General features: G+C 25.3%; 21 protein-coding genes and 3 tRNA genes. 15 read left to right on the forward strand and 9 right to left on the reverse strand.

Features of this window, described 5'->3' with window-relative positions:
- Window positions 1-33 precede the first annotated feature (33 nt).
- Window positions 34-1,470 carry a pyruvate kinase gene (gene pyk, locus XW81_RS01495; protein WP_075474196.1) on the reverse strand — a complete coding sequence of 479 codons (1,437 nt, stop codon included), beginning with the start codon at window positions 1,468-1,470 and terminating at the stop codon, window positions 34-36.
- A gap of 320 nt (window positions 1,471-1,790) precedes the next feature.
- Between pyk and zwf the strand changes: the two genes are divergently transcribed.
- The 4 genes from zwf to tsaB all read left to right on the forward strand — a co-directional run bounded on the left by zwf (window position 1,791) and on the right by tsaB (window position 7,472).
- Window positions 1,791-3,260, forward strand: a complete 1,470-nt coding sequence (gene zwf / locus XW81_RS01500) for a glucose-6-phosphate dehydrogenase (protein WP_416377905.1) — start codon at window positions 1,791-1,793, stop codon at window positions 3,258-3,260.
- A gap of 439 nt (window positions 3,261-3,699) precedes the next feature.
- Window positions 3,700-4,578: a protease HtpX gene (gene htpX, locus XW81_RS01505; RefSeq protein WP_075474197.1), complete on the forward strand. Its 879-nt coding sequence runs from the start codon at window positions 3,700-3,702 to the stop codon at window positions 4,576-4,578.
- A 545-nt stretch (window positions 4,579-5,123) separates the two neighbouring features.
- Window positions 5,124-6,695, forward strand: a complete 1,572-nt coding sequence (locus XW81_RS01515) for a TerC family protein (protein WP_075474199.1) — start codon at window positions 5,124-5,126, stop codon at window positions 6,693-6,695.
- A gap of 108 nt (window positions 6,696-6,803) precedes the next feature.
- The gene (gene tsaB, locus XW81_RS01520) at window positions 6,804-7,472 is read left to right on the forward strand and encodes a tRNA (adenosine(37)-N6)-threonylcarbamoyltransferase complex dimerization subunit type 1 TsaB (RefSeq protein ID WP_075474200.1); all 669 of its coding nucleotides are present in this window, start codon (window positions 6,804-6,806) and stop codon (window positions 7,470-7,472) included.
- 145 nt (window positions 7,473-7,617) lie between these two features.
- On the opposite strand, the gene minE is transcribed toward tsaB, so the two are convergent.
- From minE to minC, 3 genes are read right to left on the reverse strand one after another with little or no spacing between them, the layout of a single operon-like run.
- Window positions 7,618-7,869 carry a cell division topological specificity factor MinE gene (gene minE / locus XW81_RS01525; protein WP_075474201.1) on the reverse strand — a complete coding sequence of 84 codons (252 nt, stop codon included), beginning with the start codon at window positions 7,867-7,869 and terminating at the stop codon, window positions 7,618-7,620.
- Window positions 7,870-7,871: 2 nt separating this feature from the next.
- Window positions 7,872-8,684 (reverse strand): septum site-determining protein MinD, encoded by an 813-nt coding sequence (minD, locus tag XW81_RS01530; protein WP_075474202.1) that lies wholly within the window; start codon window positions 8,682-8,684, stop codon window positions 7,872-7,874.
- Window positions 8,685-8,706: 22 nt separating this feature from the next.
- A complete protein-coding gene (gene minC / locus XW81_RS01535) occupies window positions 8,707-9,405 on the reverse strand; it encodes a septum site-determining protein MinC (RefSeq protein ID WP_075474203.1) in 699 nt (232 codons plus the stop codon).
- Between the two features lie 593 nt (window positions 9,406-9,998).
- On the opposite strand from minC, the gene XW81_RS01540 reads away from it, so the two are divergent.
- Window positions 9,999-10,802 carry a methyltransferase gene (locus tag XW81_RS01540; protein WP_267471150.1) on the forward strand — a complete coding sequence of 268 codons (804 nt, stop codon included), beginning with the start codon at window positions 9,999-10,001 and terminating at the stop codon, window positions 10,800-10,802.
- Between the two features lie 16 nt (window positions 10,803-10,818).
- Here the strand turns inward: XW81_RS01540 and XW81_RS01545 are convergent.
- Together XW81_RS01545 and XW81_RS02865 are read right to left on the reverse strand one after the other, a co-directional pair.
- A tRNA-Leu gene (locus XW81_RS01545) sits at window positions 10,819-10,903 on the reverse strand.
- 26 nt (window positions 10,904-10,929) lie between these two features.
- Window positions 10,930-11,000 (reverse strand) — tRNA-Cys (locus XW81_RS02865).
- A gap of 159 nt (window positions 11,001-11,159) precedes the next feature.
- Between XW81_RS02865 and XW81_RS01550 the strand changes: the two genes are divergently transcribed.
- Window positions 11,160-11,244: transfer RNA gene (locus XW81_RS01550), tRNA-Ser, on the forward strand.
- A gap of 15 nt (window positions 11,245-11,259) precedes the next feature.
- Here the strand turns inward: XW81_RS01550 and murJ are convergent.
- Window positions 11,260-12,804, reverse strand: a complete 1,545-nt coding sequence (murJ, locus tag XW81_RS01555) for a murein biosynthesis integral membrane protein MurJ (protein ID WP_075474204.1) — start codon at window positions 12,802-12,804, stop codon at window positions 11,260-11,262.
- A 199-nt stretch (window positions 12,805-13,003) separates the two neighbouring features.
- Between murJ and pyrC the strand changes: the two genes are divergently transcribed.
- Window positions 13,004-14,044: a dihydroorotase gene (gene pyrC, locus XW81_RS01560; RefSeq protein ID WP_075474205.1), complete on the forward strand. Its 1,041-nt coding sequence runs from the start codon at window positions 13,004-13,006 to the stop codon at window positions 14,042-14,044.
- A gap of 4 nt (window positions 14,045-14,048) precedes the next feature.
- Here pyrC and flgA read toward each other — a convergent pair whose 3' ends face one another.
- A complete protein-coding gene (gene flgA / locus XW81_RS01565; RefSeq protein WP_195182274.1) occupies window positions 14,049-14,714 on the reverse strand; it encodes a flagellar basal body P-ring formation chaperone FlgA in 666 nt (221 codons plus the stop codon).
- A gap of 237 nt (window positions 14,715-14,951) precedes the next feature.
- Here flgA and flgB point away from each other — a divergent pair, with 237 nt between their 5' ends.
- The 7 genes from flgB (at window position 14,952) to XW81_RS01600 (ending at window position 19,935) form a co-directional block, all read left to right on the forward strand.
- On the forward strand, window positions 14,952-15,356 hold the full coding sequence (flgB, locus tag XW81_RS01570) for a flagellar basal body rod protein FlgB (RefSeq protein ID WP_075474207.1): 405 nt from the start codon (window positions 14,952-14,954) through the stop codon (window positions 15,354-15,356).
- A gap of 3 nt (window positions 15,357-15,359) precedes the next feature.
- Window positions 15,360-15,773 (forward strand): flagellar basal body rod protein FlgC, encoded by a 414-nt coding sequence (gene flgC, locus XW81_RS01575; RefSeq protein WP_075474208.1) that lies wholly within the window; start codon window positions 15,360-15,362, stop codon window positions 15,771-15,773.
- Window positions 15,774-16,069: 296 nt separating this feature from the next.
- The gene (locus XW81_RS01580) at window positions 16,070-16,810 is read left to right on the forward strand and encodes a flagellar basal body rod C-terminal domain-containing protein (RefSeq protein ID WP_075474209.1); all 741 of its coding nucleotides are present in this window, start codon (window positions 16,070-16,072) and stop codon (window positions 16,808-16,810) included.
- A gap of 15 nt (window positions 16,811-16,825) precedes the next feature.
- On the forward strand, window positions 16,826-17,608 hold the full coding sequence (gene flgG, locus XW81_RS01585) for a flagellar basal-body rod protein FlgG (RefSeq protein WP_075474210.1): 783 nt from the start codon (window positions 16,826-16,828) through the stop codon (window positions 17,606-17,608).
- 67 nt (window positions 17,609-17,675) lie between these two features.
- Window positions 17,676-18,380, forward strand: a complete 705-nt coding sequence (locus XW81_RS01590; RefSeq protein WP_082252563.1) for a flagellar basal body L-ring protein FlgH — start codon at window positions 17,676-17,678, stop codon at window positions 18,378-18,380.
- 107 nt (window positions 18,381-18,487) lie between these two features.
- Window positions 18,488-19,600, forward strand: a complete 1,113-nt coding sequence (locus tag XW81_RS01595; protein WP_075474211.1) for a flagellar basal body P-ring protein FlgI — start codon at window positions 18,488-18,490, stop codon at window positions 19,598-19,600.
- A gap of 2 nt (window positions 19,601-19,602) precedes the next feature.
- The gene (locus tag XW81_RS01600) at window positions 19,603-19,935 is read left to right on the forward strand and encodes a rod-binding protein (RefSeq protein ID WP_075474212.1); all 333 of its coding nucleotides are present in this window, start codon (window positions 19,603-19,605) and stop codon (window positions 19,933-19,935) included.
- Between the two features lie 452 nt (window positions 19,936-20,387).
- On the opposite strand, the gene XW81_RS01605 is transcribed toward XW81_RS01600, so the two are convergent.
- A complete protein-coding gene (locus tag XW81_RS01605; RefSeq protein WP_195182275.1) occupies window positions 20,388-21,620 on the reverse strand; it encodes an Rne/Rng family ribonuclease in 1,233 nt (410 codons plus the stop codon).
- A gap of 323 nt (window positions 21,621-21,943) precedes the next feature.
- Between XW81_RS01605 and XW81_RS01610 the strand changes: the two genes are divergently transcribed.
- Complete coding sequence (locus XW81_RS01610; RefSeq protein WP_075474214.1) at window positions 21,944-22,912, forward strand: RluA family pseudouridine synthase; 969 nt, start codon at window positions 21,944-21,946, stop codon at window positions 22,910-22,912.
- The last annotated feature ends 9 nt before the right edge of the window (window positions 22,913-22,921 follow it).

The following is a 22,921-nucleotide window of genomic DNA, read 5'->3' on the forward strand; positions in this document are numbered from 1 at the left end:
TTTGTTAGATTTTTTAAACACTAAAAATTAGAACTATATCTTTAAAATTCTACTTGTATTTGTTGTTCCAATTTTTCCCATAATGTCACCTTGTGTAATAATAACTAAGTTCCCTTTTTTTAAAAATCCTCTTTTCTTTAATAAAACGATTGCATCGTTAGCAGCTGATACTCCTATATTTTTACTTTCAAAAAGTATAGGAGTTACTCCACGATATAAAGCAGTTAATTTTAATGTACTAATATGAGAAGATAATGCAAAAATAGGAAGACCAGAGGTAATCCTAGATGTCATTAAAGCTGTTTTTCCCGATTCAGTTAATGTAACAATTGCAGTAATTCCGTTTAAATGGTTAGCAGTATACATAGCTGACATAGCAATAGCTTCTTCGATATCATAAAATTTATCGTTAATTCTATGACGAGAAACATTAATACTTGGCACTTTTTCTGCTCCTCTACAAATTTTAGATGTAACTTTTATCGTTTCTAAAGGATGTTTTCCAGAAGCTGTTTCTGCTGATAACATAACAGCATCACTTCCGTCTAAAACAGCATTAGCAACATCCATTACTTCTGCCCGAGTGGGCATAGGATTAGTAATCATAGACTCCATCATCTGAGTTGCTGTTATTACTACTTTATTTAGTTGCCTAGCCCTTCTAATCAAAATTTTTTGAATTCCTGCTAATTCTGAATCACCTATTTCTACACCTAAATCACCTCTAGCAACCATAATGGCATCTGAAGCTAGTATAATATCATCAATAATGCTTTTATTAGCTACTGCTTCAGCTCGTTCTATTTTAGCAACTATTTTTGCTGAACTTCCAGATTTTAATGCTAAATTTCTAGCAATTTTTAAATCGTTACTACAACGTGGAAACGAAACAGCTAAATAATCTACTCCAATATCTGATGCAATTTGAATGTCTTTTCTATCTTTATCAGTTAGTGTTTCAGCAGATAATCCACCACCTAATTTGTTTATTCCCTTATTATTGGATAATGTTCCACCTATAATAACTTCAGTCAATATTTTTCTTTCTTTAATATCTATAACTTTTAATTGTATTCTACCATCATCTAATAATAATATGTCTCCTTTAGAAACGTCATCTGATAATTTTTGGTAATTTGTCCAAACTTGGTGTTCATCTCCTACTTGCACATTTAAAGAAGAATGTAACGTAAATCTATTTCCTGAACATAACGTTATTTTGCTATTTTTAAACTTTGCAATCCGGATTTTAGGACCTTGCAAATCACCTAGAAGTGCAACATATATGCCTAATTTTTTAATAATATTTTTTACATTATTAGATCTGCGCTTATGTTCTTCTTGAGTACCATGAGAAAAATTTAATCGTACCACATTCACTCCTGATTCGATCATTTTCTCAAGAATATTATTGTCATCTGTAGAAGGGCCCAAAGTAGCAACGATTTTAGTTCTTTTAAAATCTATCATTGTGTTGATCTCGTTTAAAAATTTTTGACATTATAGATAGATACAAAGTTCAAAAGATAAAGTAAAATCTTATATTTTATCTATGTAAAATCTTAAAAATTTTATTTTTTATTTATTTAGTATAATGTTAATATATATTATAACTATTAATAAATAAACATTAACAATTTTATTTTATAACTTATGTTAATTAATGTGTACCGAGCATATAATAATGCTATTTTAGCATGTCCTTTAAAAAAAGACATTATAATCTCAATATCAAATTAATTGTTTAATTACAAATCTTTAATAGTCAATATTTTAAAATAAAAAGGAAAATAACTGTGAAAGATATAGATATGACATGTGATCTAGTTATTTTTGGCGCCAAAGGAGATCTTTCTTGTAGAAAACTCTTACCTTCTCTATACAAATTAGAAGAATCTAATAAATTATCTAAAAACATGAGGATAATTGGAGTTGGGCGCGCAAATTGGAGTACAACTGAATATATATCTATAGTTCAAAAATCATTAAAAAGATTTATGAAAAAAAAGATTGAAGAAGACATATGGAAAATTTTTTCTACTCGCTTAAATTTTTGTAATCTTGACGTAAATGAAACTGATAATTTTTTAAAGTTAAAAAACATTCTATGCAGAAGAAATAGCGTAATTATTAATTATTTTGCGATGCCTCCTAATACATTCAGTTCTATTTGTAAAGGATTAGGAAAAATGAATTTAAATTTTGAACCTAATCGCATAATAATAGAAAAACCGTTAGGATTGTCTTTAGAAACTTCTAAAGAAATTAATAATGAAATCAGCAAATATTTTAAAGAAAACCAAATATTTAGAATAGATCATTACTTAGGAAAAGAAACAATACTAAATCTATTAGCATTCAGATTTGCTAACTCTTTGTTTTATTACAATTGGAATAATAAATTTATCGATCATATGCAAATAACTATTGCTGAAGAAATAGGTATTGAAGATAGAAAGAAATACTTTAATAGTACAGGACAAATTCGAGACATGGTACAAAGTCATCTATTACAAATTTTATCTATTATTACAATGTCTAAACCTATCGATTTATGTTCGGATAATATTCAAGATGAAAAAATAAAAATTTTAAAAGCATTGCGACCATTTAATAGTGTTAACATACATAAAAAAGTAATACTGGGACAATACTCTTCCGGAATAATGAAAGGAAAAAAAATTTCTTCATATCTTAAAGATATAGGTGATGAGCCTAGTAATACTGAAACTTTTGCGTCTATAAAAGTAAATATTGATACTAAGGAATGGAAAGGAGTGCCATTTTACTTAAGAACAGGGAAAAGACTTCCTAAAAAATATTCAGAAATAGTGATTTTTTTTAAACCAATTCCTATTAATATTTTCGGTAATCATTACAACAATTTATACAAAAATAAAATAACTATATTTCTTCAACCAAACGAAGGAATACAAATTAAAATTATAAATAAAATTCCAGAATTAGAACTTAAATATAATCTCACTACAGCAAATTTAAATTTTAATTATTCTAAAGATTTTGGAAAAGTAATATTATTCGATGCATATGAAAAATTATTACTAGAGGGAATTAAAGGAAATCGATCTTTGTTTGTAAGACGGGACGAAGTAGAACTGTCGTGGATTTGGATTGATTCAATTTTTAATTCTTTTAAAGGTCGAAAAATGTCACCTATATTATATTCTCCAGGAACATGGGGTCCAGAGTTATCAAATTCAATGATAAATTATGATGGAAATAAATGGAATGAATTTTAAAACACTATTTTGTAATAACATAAATTAGATATTCAAAAAACTCGCTCACAATTATAACATTCTACGTTTTTCTTATTACTTAATATTAATATTTAATATACAAAAAATATTTTAAATATCCATTTCAACTATATAATATAGTATATATTTTTTAAAATATAAAAAATTTTTATGTAATTAACTTTACAGAACAATTTTACTAATATGTATAATATCATACTAAAAATTTTATAAATTCTAGATCCAAATCAAATTAAAACATAAATTATAGTTAGTCACTATTTAGAATACAAAAAACTTTAAAAAATAAAAAAAATAGTAAAAAATTAAAATTTTAAAAAAATATATAAAATACGTTACGAAATATGAAAACTAAACTTTAACTTTTAATATTTAAAATTTAGCCCTAATTCATATTAAAAAAGTTAAGGAAAAAATTATGATGCGTATAGTTCTTTTTTTATTAACTAATTTATCTGTAATGCTCATTTTTAGTCTAATTTTAAATATTACAGGAATAAATTCTGAAAGTATAAAGGGTTTACTAATTATGTCAACTATATTTGGATTTAGCGGATCTATAATATCGTTGCTAATGTCAAAATGGATTGCATTAAAATCTGTAAATGGACAAAAAATTGAAATTCCTAGAAATGATACTGAAATGTGGTTAATGAACGTTATTAAAAATCAGTCTCAAAAAGTAGGTCTTAATGTCCCAGAAGTAGCAATATATTGTTCTCCTGATATAAATGCATTTGCTACAGGAGCACGACGTAACTCTGCACTTATTGCTGTTTCTACTGGTTTAATAAACAATATGAGCAAAGATGAAGCTGAAGCAGTATTAGCCCATGAAATTACTCATATATCTAATGGTGACATGATTACAATGACTTTGTTACAAGGCATAGTTAACACTTTTGTAATTTTTGCATCTAGAATCGTTGCTCATATTGCATCACATATTTTTTCAGGAGAAAAAAATGAAAATAGTAATTCTCATGGAAATACATGGATATATGTAATTACAGCTACTATTTTAGAATTAATTTTTGGTATACTCGCTAGTACAATAACTATGTGGTTTTCTAGAAATCGCGAATTCTATGCTGATGCTGGTTCAGCAAATTTAGTAGGAAAGCAAAAAATGATTGCAGCATTAAAAAAATTAAAACTTAGTTATGAACCACAAGAATCTAGTAGTATGATAGCATTTTGCATTAATGGAAAATCTAATAATTTTATAAGTTTGTTTATGTCTCATCCATCATTAGATAAAAGGATTGATGCCCTATATAACAATGAATATATATAAAATTAAAACTATGTACAACGTGTATAATTATTTAAAAAAATTTGTGGTTTTTTTAAATTTTAAAAAAAAATATTTATTATATAATTCAATCACAACCGTAATAATAGCTATATTTATATCGTTTCTGAAAAACTTTCTTCATAATGAACAAACAAAAATGGCGAAAAACTATTTAATTTTATAAATATCAATAATTTTACATTATTTTTGTAATTTTATTATAAAAAGTAATAAAAAATAAATAATAAAAAATATAAATTAATTAATTTATATTTTTAATATATAATACTTATTCTTATAGCGTAATAAAGCTTCTTAAAAATTTTAAATCTAAAAATTTTCTTGTAAAATTAAATTTTTTTAAAAAGCTTAATAAAGGCCATGTATAATTGTGCAAGGCCTTTATTTTTAAAAATTTTATGTAATGTAAAAAATATGTAAATTTAATCAACAAATAAAGTTTAAGTACATTTTCAAAAATTTAGTCGAAACAATATTAAAAAAAAGCGCATTTTATTCTGTCCTACTATTTTACGGAGTTTCTAATGGAACTTTTTTTAGATCCGTCAAGCTGGGCAGGTCTATTAACACTAGTTATACTAGAAGTGGTATTAGGAATTGATAACCTAGTATTCATAGCAATTTTATCAAAGAAATTACCACCCTGTAAACAAGATAAGGCTCGTTTAATTGGATTAAGTTTAGCTCTTTTAATGAGATTAAGTTTACTTTCGTTTATGTCATGGATGGCTACTTTAACATCAACAATAATTAGTAATAAATATTTTTCTCTTTCAGGACGTGATTTAATATTGTTAACTGGTGGACTTTTTTTATTATTTAAAGCTACTGTAGAACTACACGAACGATTAGATAATAATGTTCAACAAGACGAGAATAATAAAAACTATGCTGGATTTTGGACTATAGTTGTTCAAATTATTATTTTAGATGCTGTATTTTCTTTAGATTCTATTGTTACTGCTGTAGGAATAGTAAATAAATTGCCAATCATGATGATGGCAGTAGTGATTGCTATGGTTATAATGTTATTAGCATCTAAACCTTTAATAAACTTTATTAATTTACATCAAACTGTAGTGGTTTTATGCTTAAGTTTTCTATTAATAATAGGAATAGGTTTAGTATCAGAAGCGCTAGGATTTGTAATACCAAAAGGATACTTGTATTCTGCAATTAGCTTTTCTATTATTATAGAACTATTTAATCAAATTGCTCGCCGAAATTTTATGCGACATCAATCTCGTAGACCTATGAGACAACGAGCTGCAGAAGCTATATTAAGGATGATGGTTAGAGATCAATTCAAAAACTTTAAGAAAAAAAATACAAAAAATACTAAATACAAAAAATCTGAACATACTTCTTCTTCAGATATTGGAGAATTCAAAGAAGAAGAAAAATACATGATCAATGGTGTCCTAACATTAGCAGTTCGATCTATTAGAAGCATTATGACCCCGAGAAGTGAAATCTCTTGGGTAAATGTAGAACAACCTATTTCTAAAATTCGTAATCAATTATTGGATACACCTCATAACCTATTTCCTGTTTGCCAAGGAAAGTTAGATGAAGTGTTAGGAATTGTTCGAGCTAAAGAGTTACTTGTAGAAATCGAAAATGAAATAGATGTTGCAAAATTTTCTTCTGCAACCCCTCCAATAATTATACCTGATACTCTTGATCCAATTAATTTATTAGGAGTTCTAAGACGTTCCAAAGGAAGTTTAGTTATTGTAACTAATGAATTTGGTGTAGTTCAAGGATTAATTACTCCTCTCGATGTTTTAGAAGCTATTGCCGGAGAATTTCCAGATGCAGACGAAACTCCTGACATTATTACTGAGAAAGACAGTTGGTTAGTAAAAGGTGGAGCAGATTTGCATTCTTTACAACAATTTTTAAAAACTACAGATTTAATTAAAGAAGAAGATAGTTATGCATCCTTAGCTGGATTATTAATTTCTCAAAAGGGTGAATTACCTGTTCCAGGAGAAACTATTCATATTCCTCCACTTAAATTTTATATCGTAGAAGCAACACAATATCGTATTAACTTAGTGCGAATTACTAAAGATAAGGAATCTGAATGTTAGAATACTATAATTCATAGTTATAAATTCTTGATATTTATTAAAAAACAAATTAGTATAATAATATTTTATTTAAATTATTATATATAGAATATTCATTCTAAAAGAGATATGTCTAAAACAATTTTAGCATTTGAAACTTCAATTTCTAATTGTTCTGTTTCTTTATTATATAAAAATTGCATATATAATGATAATAAGATATGTAATAAAAATCAAACTCAATATATTTTACCAATGATTAAAAAAATTTTAAAAAAGAATTCTGTATGTCTCAATGAAATAGATATTATTGCAATTCCTAAAGGTCCAGGAAACTTTATAGGTACTAGGACAGCAATTGCTATAGCTCAGGGACTATCGTTAGGATTAAGAATTCCTATTATTTCTTTATCTACTACACTAATTATAGCTGAACAAGCTTGGAAAACATTTAAACAGCCTCGAATATTGATAATTTTAAAAATAACTGAAACTAAAATATATTTAGTACAACACGAAAAAATGCAAAAAAACTATTGGAAAACTATAAATTCAAAAAAAATATTTACTATTTCAGAAGTTATAAAAAAAATGTACTCTCTGAAAAATAAATGGATAGTAATAGGAGACAATTTAAAATTATTTTCACAAGATGTTTATAAAAATTTAAAATTTACTAATGTAAGTTTTCCAAAATCAGAATTTATTATTTCTTTATATTTATCAAATAGTCGTTATAAAAAGTGTCAACTTTCTCATACCATATTTCCAATTTATTTTCAAAAAAGTATATTCTAATAAACAAAAATAAAACTCAAAAGTTGAGTAAAATACAAAAACTCAAATTTAATTATCTAAAATTTTAATTTTGAATTTGATAATTTTAAATATTTTTAAGAGATTTTATTTTTTACACTATAAAAACTCTAATACATTGTTTTTCTTAATCAGGAATAGTAACATTTAATTCCAATATAGAAATATCTTTTCCCTTTTGATCTAACTGAACTGAGATCAATTTAGGATCGACTTTAACATATTTGCAAATTACTCGCAAAATTTCTTGTTTTAGTTGAGGCAAATAATTTGGTTCAAAATCTTTTTTTCTACGTTCAGCAACAATAATTTGTAATCTCTCTTTAGCTATAGTAGCAGTATTTTTTTTTCGAGATAAAAAAAAGTCCAATAAGGCCATATTTATCTCCCAAATAATCGTTTTAAAAAACTTTTTTTCTTTTCTTTTATGAACCGAAACGGAATATTTTTCCCTAATAAACGATCAACGGTATCACAATACGCTTGTCCTGCATTAGATTCAGAATGTAGAATCACAGATTCTCCTTTATTAGAAGCTTTTAAAATAGAAGAATCTTCAGGAATTACTCCAATCAGTGGTATTCTCAAAATTTCTAATACGTCTTTAGTACTTAACATTTCTCCATTTCTTACTCTAATAGGGTTGTATCGAGTCAATAATATATATTCTTTTACAGGCTCTTGTTGATCTTGTGAGCGCTTTGATTTTGATGAAATAATTCCTAACATACGATCGGAATCTCTTATAGAAGAAATCTCAGGATTAGTAGTAATAATAGCTTCGTCTGCAAAATATATTGACAAAATTGCTCCAGATTCTATTCCAGCTGGAGAATCACAAATAATAATATCAAAATTCATTTCAATTAACTCTTTAAAAATTTTATTAATACCCAATTTGGTTAATGAATTTTTATCTTTTGTTTGTGATGCTGGGAGAATGAATAAGTTTTCTGTTTTCCTATCTTTAATCAATGCTTGATTTAAATTTGCATCTCCATTAATTACGTTTATAAGATCGTATACTACTCGACGTTCACAACCCATAATTAAGTCTAAATTTCGTAATCCTATGTCAAAATCAATAACAACTGTTTTCTGTCCTTTTTTTGCAAAACCTGTTGCCAAAGCTGCGCTAGAAGTTGTTTTTCCTACACCTCCTTTACCTGACGTTACTGCAATAATACGCGTCATAGACAATATCCTTAATAAATTTTTAATCAATTTTGAAAATTTTCAACTTCTTATTTTTTACATAAATCCTTACACTTTTTCCTATTAAGCTTTTAGGAAATTGATCACTTAACAAATATTCTCCTGCAATAGAGATTAATTCTGAAAAAAAGTTTATACAAAATATTTGACTCGTAATGTCTCCATTAGCACCTGCTAATACTCTTCCTCTCATATTCCCATAAACATGGACATTACCATCTGCTATTATTTCTGCTCCTGGATTAACATTATTTGCAATAATTAAATCAGAATTGGCAGCATAAATTTTTTGACCAGATCTGACAGGAAAATCAACAATTTTTGTTTTTTTTCTATTATTTTTTACATTTAAACAAGTGTTCGATTTAAATTTATAAATAATATTACATAACTTTCGATTTTTTTCTAAGACAAGCAATCCAGATTTTGTAATTAACTTTTTTAAGTTATCATTTTGACAACCACTAACCCCTATAATTCGAAAATTAAATGAAATTATTAAATTTTTTATGTTATCCCAATTTTTTATATTATGAATCTTTTCTACGTCAATTATTATAGCTAAGTTTTTAAAAACGTTAGGAGAAATTTTAAGTTTTTTATTAAGTTCTTGAGTTATTAATACTACTGAATCGGTATTTAAATAAAGAACTAATATCTTAAAATTATTTTCTCTCAACTCTAGCGGAAAAATTTTCATTATTTTAAATACTGTTATAGATATTGTGAATGTCTTAACTATTTAACATTTGACTTTTAAATAATATTCAGTCATTTTATTAGTATAATATAAGAATTTAAAAATTTGAACGCTTAAGAAAATATAAATAACTTTATGTGATATAAAAATTAATATAATTTTCTTGTAAAAGTAGCTTTTAGCATATATCAAACTATTAAAAATTATTCAAAAATTTAAATTTCATGTAAACATTTGTAAAATTATAATAAGTTCACAAAATAACGTTCTTTACAAAAAAACACATATTTTATTAATATGTTATATGTAGAAAACACTTCAATAATTTTAAATAAAAATATATTTAATATTAACTTAAAAGATCACGATTATGATTCACGCAAATAAAATTATATTAAAGAATATTCATTTATTTTTAAAAAAAAAATTCTCATATTAGGTAACGTACATGATGAACTATATTTAAATAAATTAAAAGAAAATGCAACAATATGTGTACAGCAATTTAATGTATGGAAAAATTTTAAAAAATGTGAATATAATACAAAATTCCTCTTATTACCAAAAAAAAAACAATTTTAAATTCTAATCTCATATTGTATTTTTGGCCATATAGTAAATATGAAGCTATATTTCATTTAAAATATATTATTTCAATAATTCCAAAAAATAGTTCTATCTTTTTAGTTGGAAAAAAAAATAGTGGAATAAACACTATACAAAATTTATTTAAAATGTGGATAAAATTTTCAAAAATAGATTCTGCGAAGCATTGTTGTTTATTTTCTGGGAAAATTGTATCAAGACCTACATTTCAATTCAAAGCGTTTATATATAATAATTTTTATAATAACATAAATATAAAAACTATTCCGGGAGTATTTAGTTATAAAAAAGTAGATGTAGGTTCTCAACTATTAATATCAACTTTTACAAAACCGATAAAAGGAGATGTTCTCGATGTAGGATGCGGTTCAGGAATTTTATCAATATCGCTAGCTAAAAAATTTAATAAAATCAAAATAACATTAACAGATATTAACATAGCAGCACTAGAATCTAGTAAATTAACTCTAAAACATAACGATATTTCAGGAGAAGTATTCGAAAGTGATATTTATTCAAATATTTATAAAACATTTAACTTAATTGTATCTAATCCACCTAGGCATGAACATTCAAAAAAAAATTTAAATTGTATAAAAAAAATTATTAAAAATTCTACAAAATATTTAAAACGTAACGGTGAAATCAGAATTGTAGTAAACTCAAATGTGTCTTGTGATGAATTTTTTCGAAACACTTTTTTTGAATACAATGTTCTATTAAAAAATAAAAATTTTAAGGTTTATCAAGCGTATAAGAGAAATGAAATAAAAAAATTTAAGACAAGTTAGTAAAAGCATATTATTTTGCCCAGAGCGGGAATCGAACCCGCAAAGCTTATACAGCCGAGGGATTTTAAGTCCCTTGTGTTTACCAATTTCACCATCTGGGCTTGATAAAGAATACAAATTTTTTAAAAGGCGCATCCCGGAATTGAACCGGGCTTTACGGATTTGCAATCCGCTACATAACCGATCTGTCAACGCGCCATAAGAATAAATTCTACCAACGTTGAATAATAATTACAAGTCTTAAATATTAATAATTTTATTATAAAATATTCAAAATTTTTAAACGCAGTAAGAATATCTTTAATTTTATGAATTAATATTGTATCATATTATCTAAATGTAAAAAATTACATTAATGGAGGAATGGCCGAGTGGTTTAAGGCAGCGGTCTTGAAAACCGCCGATGAGTAATCATCCGAGAGTTCGAATCCCTCTTCCTCCGAAAAAAATTTTCACTTTAATACTTTTTATACATAAAAAATGAAAAATGATATAAGCGTAATCCTAACGCAAAAAGTGTTATTAAATAACTACAACCAGATAAGAAACAAATTAAAAACAATTGAAAAAATTTAACAATTATTATTTCCGAACTCAAATTATAAAAAATATGTAAATTAACAGTTAAAATACTAACCATTACTAAAACCGAAACAAATATTTTTCCTAAAAAAATTAACCACCCCGGTTCAAAACAGAATAATTTTTTTTTGAGTAATTTTCTAAAAAGTAAAATACAATGTATCCAAGATGCAATACTAGCAGAAAGAGCAAAACTGTTTTGATTTAAATATGAAAGAAAAAATAAATTCATCATTTGCGTAACAATTAATATAAAAATAGAAATTAATATAGGAGTTTTAAACTCATTGTTAGAATAAAATCCAGGTAACATAATTTTTATCAAAATTAATGGAATCAATCCAATAGAATGTAATATTAAAATATTTTTAGTCATAATAACATCATAAATTGAAAAATTTCCATATTGAAATAGCACAATAACTATTGTTTTTGACAAAATTGCTAAAGCAATAGAACTAGGAATAGCTATTAAACACCCAATTCGGAGTGACCAATCTAACAATTTGTAATACTCTTTTCGATTTGCGTTAACAACACTGTTAGATAACAAAGGTAGCAAAATAGTTCCTAAAGATACCCCAAAAATTCCAGAAATAAATTCTATTAGTCTATCGGAATAATACATCCATGATATAGATCCAGTTACTAAAAATGAAGAAAAAATAGTATTTATAATTATTGAAATTTGATTAGTAGAAATCCCTATGATAACTACGATTATTTTATTGAAAATTTTTTGAATTTCCAAAATTTTGATGCAAAATTTTGGAAATACTAACATGTCAATTTTTTTTAAAAAAGGAATTTGATAAATAAATTGTATAAATCCACCTAATAAAACTGCCCATGCTAAAGAAAAAACTGAAACTTTAAAATAAGAAGAAAAATATAAGATAAAAATTATTACATTTAAGTTGAATAAAACAGGAGAACAAGCAGGTATAAAAAAGTAGTTCCAAGTGTTAAGAACCGATCCAATTAATGATCCTAAAGAAATAAACAATACATAAGGGAAAATAATCTTTAATAATTCTGTTGTTAAACGAAATTTATATGAACTGTTATTCAATCCAGGAGCAAGTACCGAAATTATATCATATGAAAAAAATATTCCAAAAATTGTGACAACACTTAAAATAACAATCATAAATCCCAATATATTAGAAAAAAAATTTTGTATAACTTTAATATTACAATTTTTCTTATACTTTGATAGAATAGGAATTAAGACTTGAGAAAAAAAACCTTCTGAAAAAATTCTTCGAAGTAGATTTGGAATTTTAAAAGCTAAAAAAAAAGAATCTGTTGTTTCTGATACTCCAAACATGTACGCAATAAGTGAATCTCTTACAAATCCTAAAATTCTAGAAAAAAAAGTTATAGAACTTAAAGAAATTAATTTTTTTAAAACATTCATAATGTAAATTTTCTCTAATTTTTATTATCAATAATTTAAATTAACAACCACTAATTAATTTTTTTATGTGATTTAAAATTTTTAAAAATATTTAAAACGTTTGAAAGTACATTAACTAATCGGTTTCAAAATCGATTAAGACTTTGTTAATTTTTTAAAAGATTATCATATCTTAACGACTATATAAGGAATTTTTCAAATGGTTGATGTTAAAAAAATTACCATAATAAAACCAGATGACTGGCACGTGCATTTCAGAAGTGGGAAAATATTACAAAAAATGGTAAAATATACAAGTCAATTCTATCAAAGAGCCATGATCATGCCCAATTTAAAAAACCCTATCACTACCATACAATCTGGAGAAGATTATAAAAAAAATATAGTGAATTTGTTAAAAAAAAATTCTACTTTTAAGCCATTAATAACTTGCTATTTAACGGAAGATACCAAACCTAATGATATTGAATATGCTTTTTATAAAAAAGTATTTTTTGCTGCAAAATTGTATTTTAGAAATAGTACTAGTTACTCTAAAAGTGGAATCACTAATATTAACACTATCAATCTAGTTTTAGATCGCATGCAAAAAATAGGTATGCCACTATTAATTCATGGGGAAATATTGGATAAAAACGTTGATATATTTGATAGAGAAAAAGTTTTTATTAATACAGTACTAGTTAAATTACAAGAAAACTTTCCGCAATTAAAAATTGTTTTAGAACATATTAGTACTAAAGATGCAGTAAACTTTGTAAAATTTTCCAATAACAATATAGCGGCTACAATTACGCCACATCATTTACTGTACAATAGAAATGATATGTTACGTACTGGTATTAAACCACATTTATATTGTTTTCCAATATTAAAATCTAAAATACATCAAAATGCTCTTAAAAAAGCAATTACTAGTGGAAATAAAAAATTCTTTTTAGGTACTGACAGCGCACCACATTATGTCCATAGAAAAGAAAGCAATTGCGGATCAGCTGGAATTTTTAACACATTGTCATCATTGTCAATATATATTGAAATATTTGAAAAGATGCGTGCATTAAATCATTTTGAATCTTTTTGTTCAAAAAACGGACCACTATTTTATTCACTTCCAGAAAATAAAAGCACTATAACTTTTATTAAACGAAAATGGAAAATTCCCAAAGAGATTGTTATAGGACGTAAAAAAATTATTCCATTTTTAGCTGGAAAAACAATGAAATGGGCAATAAAATAAATAACTATTTATAAACAATAACACTATTTCTATCTTTAGCTATTCCTAATATTATAGTTCCATTATTTAATTTTACTTTTACTTCTTGACCTTCGTACGCATTGTTAATTGAGTTTCCTTCTGCAAAAATTGTAAAACCTGAACTTTTAATAATTACTGAGACTTTTTGATTTAGTTTAATTAACCAAATTGGGCAAAACAAACTTTTAGTTATAAATTCATTTTTTTTGATATCTTTTGTGCTTACTAAACCTAGTACATCATTTTGATTGGTATATGCATCAACTGGAATTTTGTTTAAATGTCCATACTTAACAAAAATATCTTTATCAGTTATTTTTGTTCCTTTTACAATATTTCGAGAAGCTATAAAATATTCACCTATATTAATAAATTTTACTTTTAAAATATGGTAAGATTTTTCACAAATAACTTTAACATTATTAAATTCAGATGATTTTATAGAATCTAATAAAATAAATTTAGGAAACGGGCATGTTTCCCATGTTTTAGGAGAACAATCATTACATAAAACAATGATAGAATTATTAAAGTGGACACGATCATATGCTTTCAGAAAACTAATTAAGTGCTCTTGAAAATCTTGTGCTTGTACTGAACAATGAATAAAAAAAAATAACAATAAAAATATACGCATTTTAAAGTTCATATTTTCTCCTAACATTATAAATAACCGAAAATCTAAAAAATCTATCAAATTTTTATTTAAAAAATATACGTATAATAATTTTTCTATAAACATTAATTATAGTTTCTAAATAAATAACATTTTTTAAAACATTTAATACGTAATAATTAATTTCTAAAATTATTGAAATTTTATACACTTCTTAAATGGAATATTATATTATTAAAATAACATTTTAAGAACGTTATAGGAAAAACTATGTTAGATAAACTAGATCGAGCATTCGATTTTGATGCATTTATATTAAATTTGTATTCTTATCGGCAGGAACTACTAGCATCTAATATTGCAAATAGTGATACACCAAATTATCAACCATTAGACATAAACTTCTCTAAAATATTTAAGCAACTATTAAATAAAAAACGTTTTAGTCAAGTAGACAATTTAACTCTTACTTCTAAAAACCATATTTCCATTTCAAAAAATAAAAAATTTAATAATTATAACGAACTTCTAAAAAAGGATTACATTATTAAAAAAGATAAAATAGACGTAGACTCTGAAAAAGTGAATTTCATAAATAATAGTTTATTATATCAAATGAACATCACTTTTATAAATAACAAATTTAAAAATCTTATGAATGTATTAAAAGGATAATATATGTCTTTATTAAACATATTCGACATTGCAAATTCAGCAATGACAGCACAATCTACAAAAATACAAATGCATGCTAGTAACTTGGCTAATATGGATAGTTTAGTTGAAAAAAATGGAAAATTATACCCATACATAGCAAAAAAAATTATCTTTGAATTTGATGATACTAAGGATTCTATATTAGGAGGAGTAAAAGTTAAAGAAATAATAGAAGACACACAAACACCATTTAAAAAAGTATATGATCCTAACAATCCAATTTCTGATTCACAAGGATTTGCTGAAATTTCAAACGTTAATATTATTACTGAAACTATTAATGCTATTTCAGCATCAAGAGCTTATCAAGCTAATTTAGAAATGTTAAACACCGCAAAATCTATGTTTCTAAAAACATTAACAATAGGACAATAAATATTATTTATCAAATTAAAAATATTATCAAATATTTCTAAAAAACTTAAAAAACTAATAAAAACGTTATTTAATGTTAGTTTAAATGTTAAGCTATATCATTTCATAAATTGATATTAAAATAGTGTATTTTCTAAAAATAGATTTTACACTATTTTAAAAAAACTTTAAAAATTATTTTATTATGAAAATCATTTAGAATTTGTAACATATCTAAAAAAGATGTTATAATAAAAAAATATTTATACATCAATTCAACTATTTACTTAAATTTCAACTTTTAATATTGTAAAATTATGAAACCATTAACACAAATAATAATGATGTCTTCTAGAAGACTCTTAGATAATCAAGAAATACTAGCTAATAATATATCCAACGCATCTACTACAGGGTTTAAAGCGAAATTACTATCTCGAAACGTTATATTAGAGAATAGAAATGATAAAGAAAGTAATTATTTACCCGAAATGACGTATGATCAAACACAGGGTCTTTTTAGAAATACTTCACGACCATTAGACTTTTCCATAAAAGACAAAGATGGATGGTTAGCAGTACAAGTTAATAATAATGAAATAGCCTATACTAAAAATGGACATCTACAAATAAATAAAAATCAACAGATATGCAGTCAAAACAATGTAGTTATAGGGGAAAACGGACCTATAACAGTTCCAGATTATTCTGACATAAAAATATTATCTGATGGTACAATAAGTATTTCAAACAATGATAAGAATTTTGATCAAAAAATAGATAAAATTAGGTTAGTTCGTATTGACTCAAAAAATTTAAAATATAGTAATAATGGTTTATATTTTTTAAAAGATAAAAATCAAATTAATTCAGAATTGAAAAATAATGATAATATAAATATATTACCAGAAACACTAGAAGACAGCAACGTAAATTTGCCTGAAAGTATAGTAGATATGATTTCAGATTCTAGAATGTTCGATATTTATATGAAAATTTTAATGCATCGTGATGAAAGTTTACAACTTATCAATAAATTTTTAAACGTTAATAATTAAGAGGAAACACACTATATGATACCTTCTTTATGGATAGCAAAAACTGGGTTAGATGCACAACAAATTAATATGAACGTTATTTCTAATAATTTAGCTAATGTGAGTACAAATGGATTCAAGCGCTCTCGAGCAATGTTTGAAGATTTAATTTATCATACAATAAGACAACCTGGATCACAATCATCAGGTGATACTACTTTACCATCAGGTCTACAAATGGGTATAGGAGTTAGACCTGTTTCTACAGAAAGAATTCATAATCAAGGACATTTATCTAAAACTGATTCTTCAAAAGACATCGCTATACATGGGAATGGATTTTTTCAAGTACTACTTCCAGATGGAAGCTTAGCTTATACCCGGGACGGATCCTTTCAAGTAGATCAAAACGGACAATTAGTAACTAATAGTGGATTTCCTATTCAACCAATTATTATAATCCCATCTGATAGTACTAATATGCATGTAGGAAGAGACGGTATAGTTACTGTTACTACACAGGGTAAATCTCAACCAGTGCATAGAGGGCAACTAAATCTTGTAAACTTTACAAATAGCTCTGGATTATCAAACTTAGGAGAAAATTTGTATCAAGAAACTGAAGCTTCTGGTAGTCCTATGTTAGCGTTACCTGGTACAAACGGAACAGGACTGTTATATCAAGGATATGTAGAAACTTCTAATGTTAATATTGCAGAAGAACTCGTGAACATGATTCAAACTCAACGCGCTTATGAAATTAATAGTAAAGTAATTACCACATCTGATCAAATGCTACAAAAGTTATCTCAATTATAATATTTAATTTTTATACCATAAACTATAAAAATTTCATTAAATTGTTATTATTTTAGGGCAATATTTTGTGATTATATTACTTAATTTTAAAATTAGACATCATTTAATACTTATGTTTCTTTTATTACTAAATGGATGTGCTTTAAGTTCACATACAACTTTATATAAATATAAACCGAAATCTCCATGTTTATCTCAAAAATGGCCAAGTTTAATTAAAAATTCTAGTTATCAGGAAAATGAAATAAACAAAAATCTCTTTGAACCACTTTTTGAAGATTATAGACCGCATAATGTAGGAGACACTATTACTGTAATTTTACAAGAAAGTATTAGTACAAGTAATAATTCATCTAATAATTTAAGTCATAACGAAAATACTAATCTTGGAGTAGATTTTGGAAACGATCGCTCAAAAAATAATTCCTCAATTTCTCCAGGATTGAATGGATTTGTTAAAAATGATTTTGTAGGATCTGGGAGTTCTTTTTCAAATAATAAATTTACAGGATTAATTACCGTAACCATTAATGACATTTTATCTAATGGAAATTTAGTAGTATCAGGAGAAAAAAAAATTTCAGTTAATTCAGAAGTAGAAACAATCCATTTTTCAGGTATAATTAATCCTCGTACTATTTCTAAAGGCAATTCTGTAGTTTCTACTCAAATAGCTAATGCTCATATTGAATATAAAAGTGAAGGTTTTATTAATAAAAAACTTAACATTGGTTGGCTTCAGCGCTTAATTTTAAGTATTTTCTCTTTTTAAAAAATCAGTGTTCTAAAAATACAATATTTTTAAAAAATTTTGAAAGACATTGGTCTTTATTGTAAAATATTTGATCAGTTTATAACCAACCAATTATAAGGCATATTATGTCTAAAAAAATATTATTAAAATATGTTTTCATAATGTTTTCTCTAATAATTTTGAATACACATGCAGATAAGATAAGAGACTTAATAACTATTCAAGGAACACGCGATAATCAACTTATAGGTTATGGATTAATCGCAGGTTTAAACGGAACTGGTGATGATACCACCAACATTCCATATACTGTTAATACACTTAAAAATATGCTAGCTCAACTAGGAATCGAATTTTCTTCAGAAAAAAATATACAGCTTAAAAATATTGCTGCAGTTATGGTAACTGCAAAATATCCAAGTTTTATTCATAAAGGACAAAAAATAGATGTATTTGTGTCTTCTATTGGAAATGCAAAAAGTTTAAAAGGAGGGATATTATTAATGACTCCTTTGAGAAGTATCAATAATCAAATATACGCTATTGCTCAAGGAAGTATTACAGTTAACGAACAACATTATCCTCAAAATCTAATTTTATCAAATTCAGATAATCAATACAATAGTGGAAAAATAATTGACGGAGCTATCGTAGAAAAAGAAATGAGTGTTAATTTTGGAAATAAAAAAATTGTAATTTTACAGCTTAATAACGAAGATTTTGCTTTAGTTCAAAAAATTAGTGATAAAATTAATAATCAATATCCAAACTCTTCTATCGCATTGAACTCTAGAACAATACAATTATATACTCCAAAAAATAATACTTCTCAAGTTCGAATGTTATCAAATATTCAAAATATTGAAATTGATTTACCTGTTCAAGACGCAAAAGTTATTATTAATACCAAAACTGGAGACATCGTTATGAATCGTGAGGTAAAAATTAATTCATGTGCAGTAGCACATGGTAACATATCCATGATTATTAATGATGCTAAACACCATCGACGTCATTTTGAACCCGTAATTTACGAAAGCAGCAACCATTTAAAAGAAATAAATAACAGAAGCGATTATTATAATGAAAATGAAGTTAAGTATATAAATCAAGCAGTCAATCTTAATAACATAGTTCACGCACTGAATTCTCTTGGAATTAAACCTGTAGAATTAATATCAATTTTACAAGCTATGCATGATGTAGGATGCTTACGTGCCAAAATCGAGGTTATATAAATATGGATAATAAATTTTATCTTTCTGTAAATCACATATATTCTAATTTCAAAAATGTAAATGAATTTAAAAATGTTGAAAGAAACAATGCAAAACAAACCAAAAAAGTAGCAAAACAAATAGAAGGGCTTTTTCTTTACATGATACTAAAAAATATGAGAAATAGCTGTTTAAAAGATGTTTCAATCAATAAAAATCAAGAACTCATGTATACAGATATGTATGATCAATTTATTGCTCAGAAAATGAGCGAAAGAGGATTAGGATTTTCAAAAATAATTGAAGAGCAAATTAACATAATAAACAACAATAACCGAGAACAATTAAATTACTAAATTAATTGAATATTTTGTGTAAAAATTTAGTTTAAAAAACTTTCCAAAATTTGTATACTGTTTTAAATGAAATTATTTATAGTTTTTAAAATTAGTATTCTACATGTTAAATATTGCATAAAGTAAAATATGCTTATTATAAAAAATTCTATACTAATATTCATCCCATGATTTTTCCAAAACATCATATAAATTTTTCATGGGAGAGCTATTTGTAATCGAAATTATATAATGTGCTTACTTTTAAAAACCATTAGATATAAATTCATTATTTTAAATTTTATTGGAAATTTTCACATTCTAATTTATATACATCTTAAAAAAATAAAATAAAATGTTTTTTTAATAAGATTTTTGAGTTCTATGAAATATTAAATTGTTAAAATTTCTTAAAGCTCTCTGTTCTATACATCTTAAAATATAGAAATATTTAAGACAATTATTCTAGCTATTTAAAATCTATTACATTTAGAACAAAAATTTCGGTTAATTTTATTCATGGACGAATTTAACCTCTGCCTAGACATTTCTAACAAACCAAACTTAGAAATCGTTCCAATTTGAATACGTGCGCGATCATTTTTTAAAATTTTTCGAAAATGATTTATTACTAATCTTTTATGAAGAGGTGCTGTCATATCAATAAAATCGATTACAATTAGACCTCCTAAATCTCGCAATCGCAATTGACGTGAAATTTCATTAGCAGCTTCTAAATTTGTACTAAGTGCTGTTTCTTCAATATCTAAACCTTTATTAGAACGAAAAGAATTGATATCAATAGCAGTTAACGCTTCTAAAGTATCAATAGTAATGGACCCACCTGAAGGAAGTATTATATTACGTTGAAAGATAGAATTAATTTGAGATTCTATTTGATAATAACTAAATAAAGAACTGGTTCCAGTATATAATTTAATTCTATCTCTAAAATTACTTTTTCCTAGTAAAGATATGTATTGATATATACAAACTAAAAATTTTGAATCATCAACGATAACTTCTTGAATATCATGATAAAGATAATCTCGTAAAGCTCGAAATATTATATTATTTTCTTGATAAATTAAACACGGCGAACAATTAGATTGATAAGCTTCTTTAATTTTCTTCCAATTTTGCAATTGACACATTAAATCGATTTGTAAGATTTCTACTGATTTTCCCAGACTGGCTGTTCGAAAGATTATTCCCATTTCAATAGGAACTTTTAATAGAAGTAAAGTTTTTTTTATACTATTTCTATATTTTCCACTTATTTTTCTTGATATCCCTAAAAATCCTGGATTTTTAGGAAATAATACTATATAACTGCCAGCTAAACTTATAAAAGTGGTTAACAAAGCACACTTGTTTCCTCTTTCTTCTTTATTAACTTGAACAATACACTCTTGTCCTTTTTTTAAAACATTTTTTATATTGTAACGATTTTTTGTTATATTTTTATTAAAAAAATATTCACAAGAAATTTCTCTAAATGGTAAAAATCCATTTTTGCATGTTCCGTAGTCAACAAATACTGCTTCTAAACTGGGTACAATATGAACTATTTTACCTTTATAAACACTTGACTTTTTCCGTTTATGATTAACGTCCTCAACATCAAAATTATACAATTTTTGATTTTCTATGAGAGCAATACGCGACCTACTCTTCTTAGTAATGTTTATTAACATTTTCTTCATTACAAAATTCTCAATTTTCAAATTTATAAAAAACGTATAAATTTCTGCGTTAACACGTTTACATATTCCCATGTTAGTAAAGCAAGATCAAAACAATTCTATTATTACTTTTAACTTTTAGAATTATCACTACTTTAGTATAACAAAACCTATAACGATAACTAATTTTAACAAAGATAAAATATAATTTAGCTACATTGTCAAATTCATTTTTATATCTAATATACTATTTCAAAATTTTAGTTTATCTTAAAACCATAAATATGTTAAAAAATGCTTTAAAAATTTTCAAAAACACATTTTAATTTTTAGGACAATAAAATATGAGTAATAATTTTCCTATATCATTTTTACGTATTACTGAAGAAAATGAAAAGCAAAGAATAGATAACTTTTTAAAAAAAAAATTTAAAAAAACACCAAAAAGCATAATTTATAAAATATTAAGAACTGGACAAGTAAGAATAAACAAAATGCGTGTAAAACCTAAATACAAGTTGAAAATAGGAGACCATATTAGAATCCCCCCTTTAAAGAAAACATACCAAATAAAAAAAGGCATTCCACCAAATTCGAAATTATATTCTTTATTATCTGACAACATTTTGTATGAAGACGATTGTTTATTAGTATTAAATAAACCTTCTGGTTTAGCAGTACATAGTGGAAGTGGAATAAAATTTGGAGTAATTGAGTATCTCAGAATATTGAAAAACATAAATACATATTTTGACTTAGTTCATAGATTGGATAGAGAAACATCAGGCGTTCTAATTATAGCTAAAAAACGCTCAGTTTTACGAGATTTACACAAACAACTCAGAGAACGAAAAATTATAAAAAAATATTTAGCTTTAGTACATGGACAGTGGCCAAAACATTTAACATGCATTTCCGCTCCTTTACTAAAAGTAATATCAAAATATGATCATGTAGTTACAATTAATCATATTCACGGAAAAACTTCAAAAACCTTTTTTAAAATACAAGAAATATATGATAATAATACTTTGATGTTAATCACTCCAAAAACTGGAAGAACTCATCAAATTCGAGCGCATGCTAAATATGCAAATCATCCGATAGTGTTAGATAAAAAATACGGAAAAGCTAATTTAGATAATATTATTAATAATAACTTATCTATTAATAGAATATTGTTACATTCTACTTCCGTTAATTTTTTTCATCCAATAAAACAAGAATTTATAAACGTAATAGCACCTCTAGATATAGCTTTTAAGAAAGTTTTAAATAATCTCAAAAAAATGTCTCGAATACAAGAAATATAATTAAAACGT

The organism is Buchnera aphidicola (Schlechtendalia chinensis), assembly GCF_001648115.1.
GTDB classification, from domain to species: Bacteria; Pseudomonadota; Gammaproteobacteria; order Enterobacterales; family Enterobacteriaceae; genus Buchnera_B; species Buchnera_B aphidicola_N.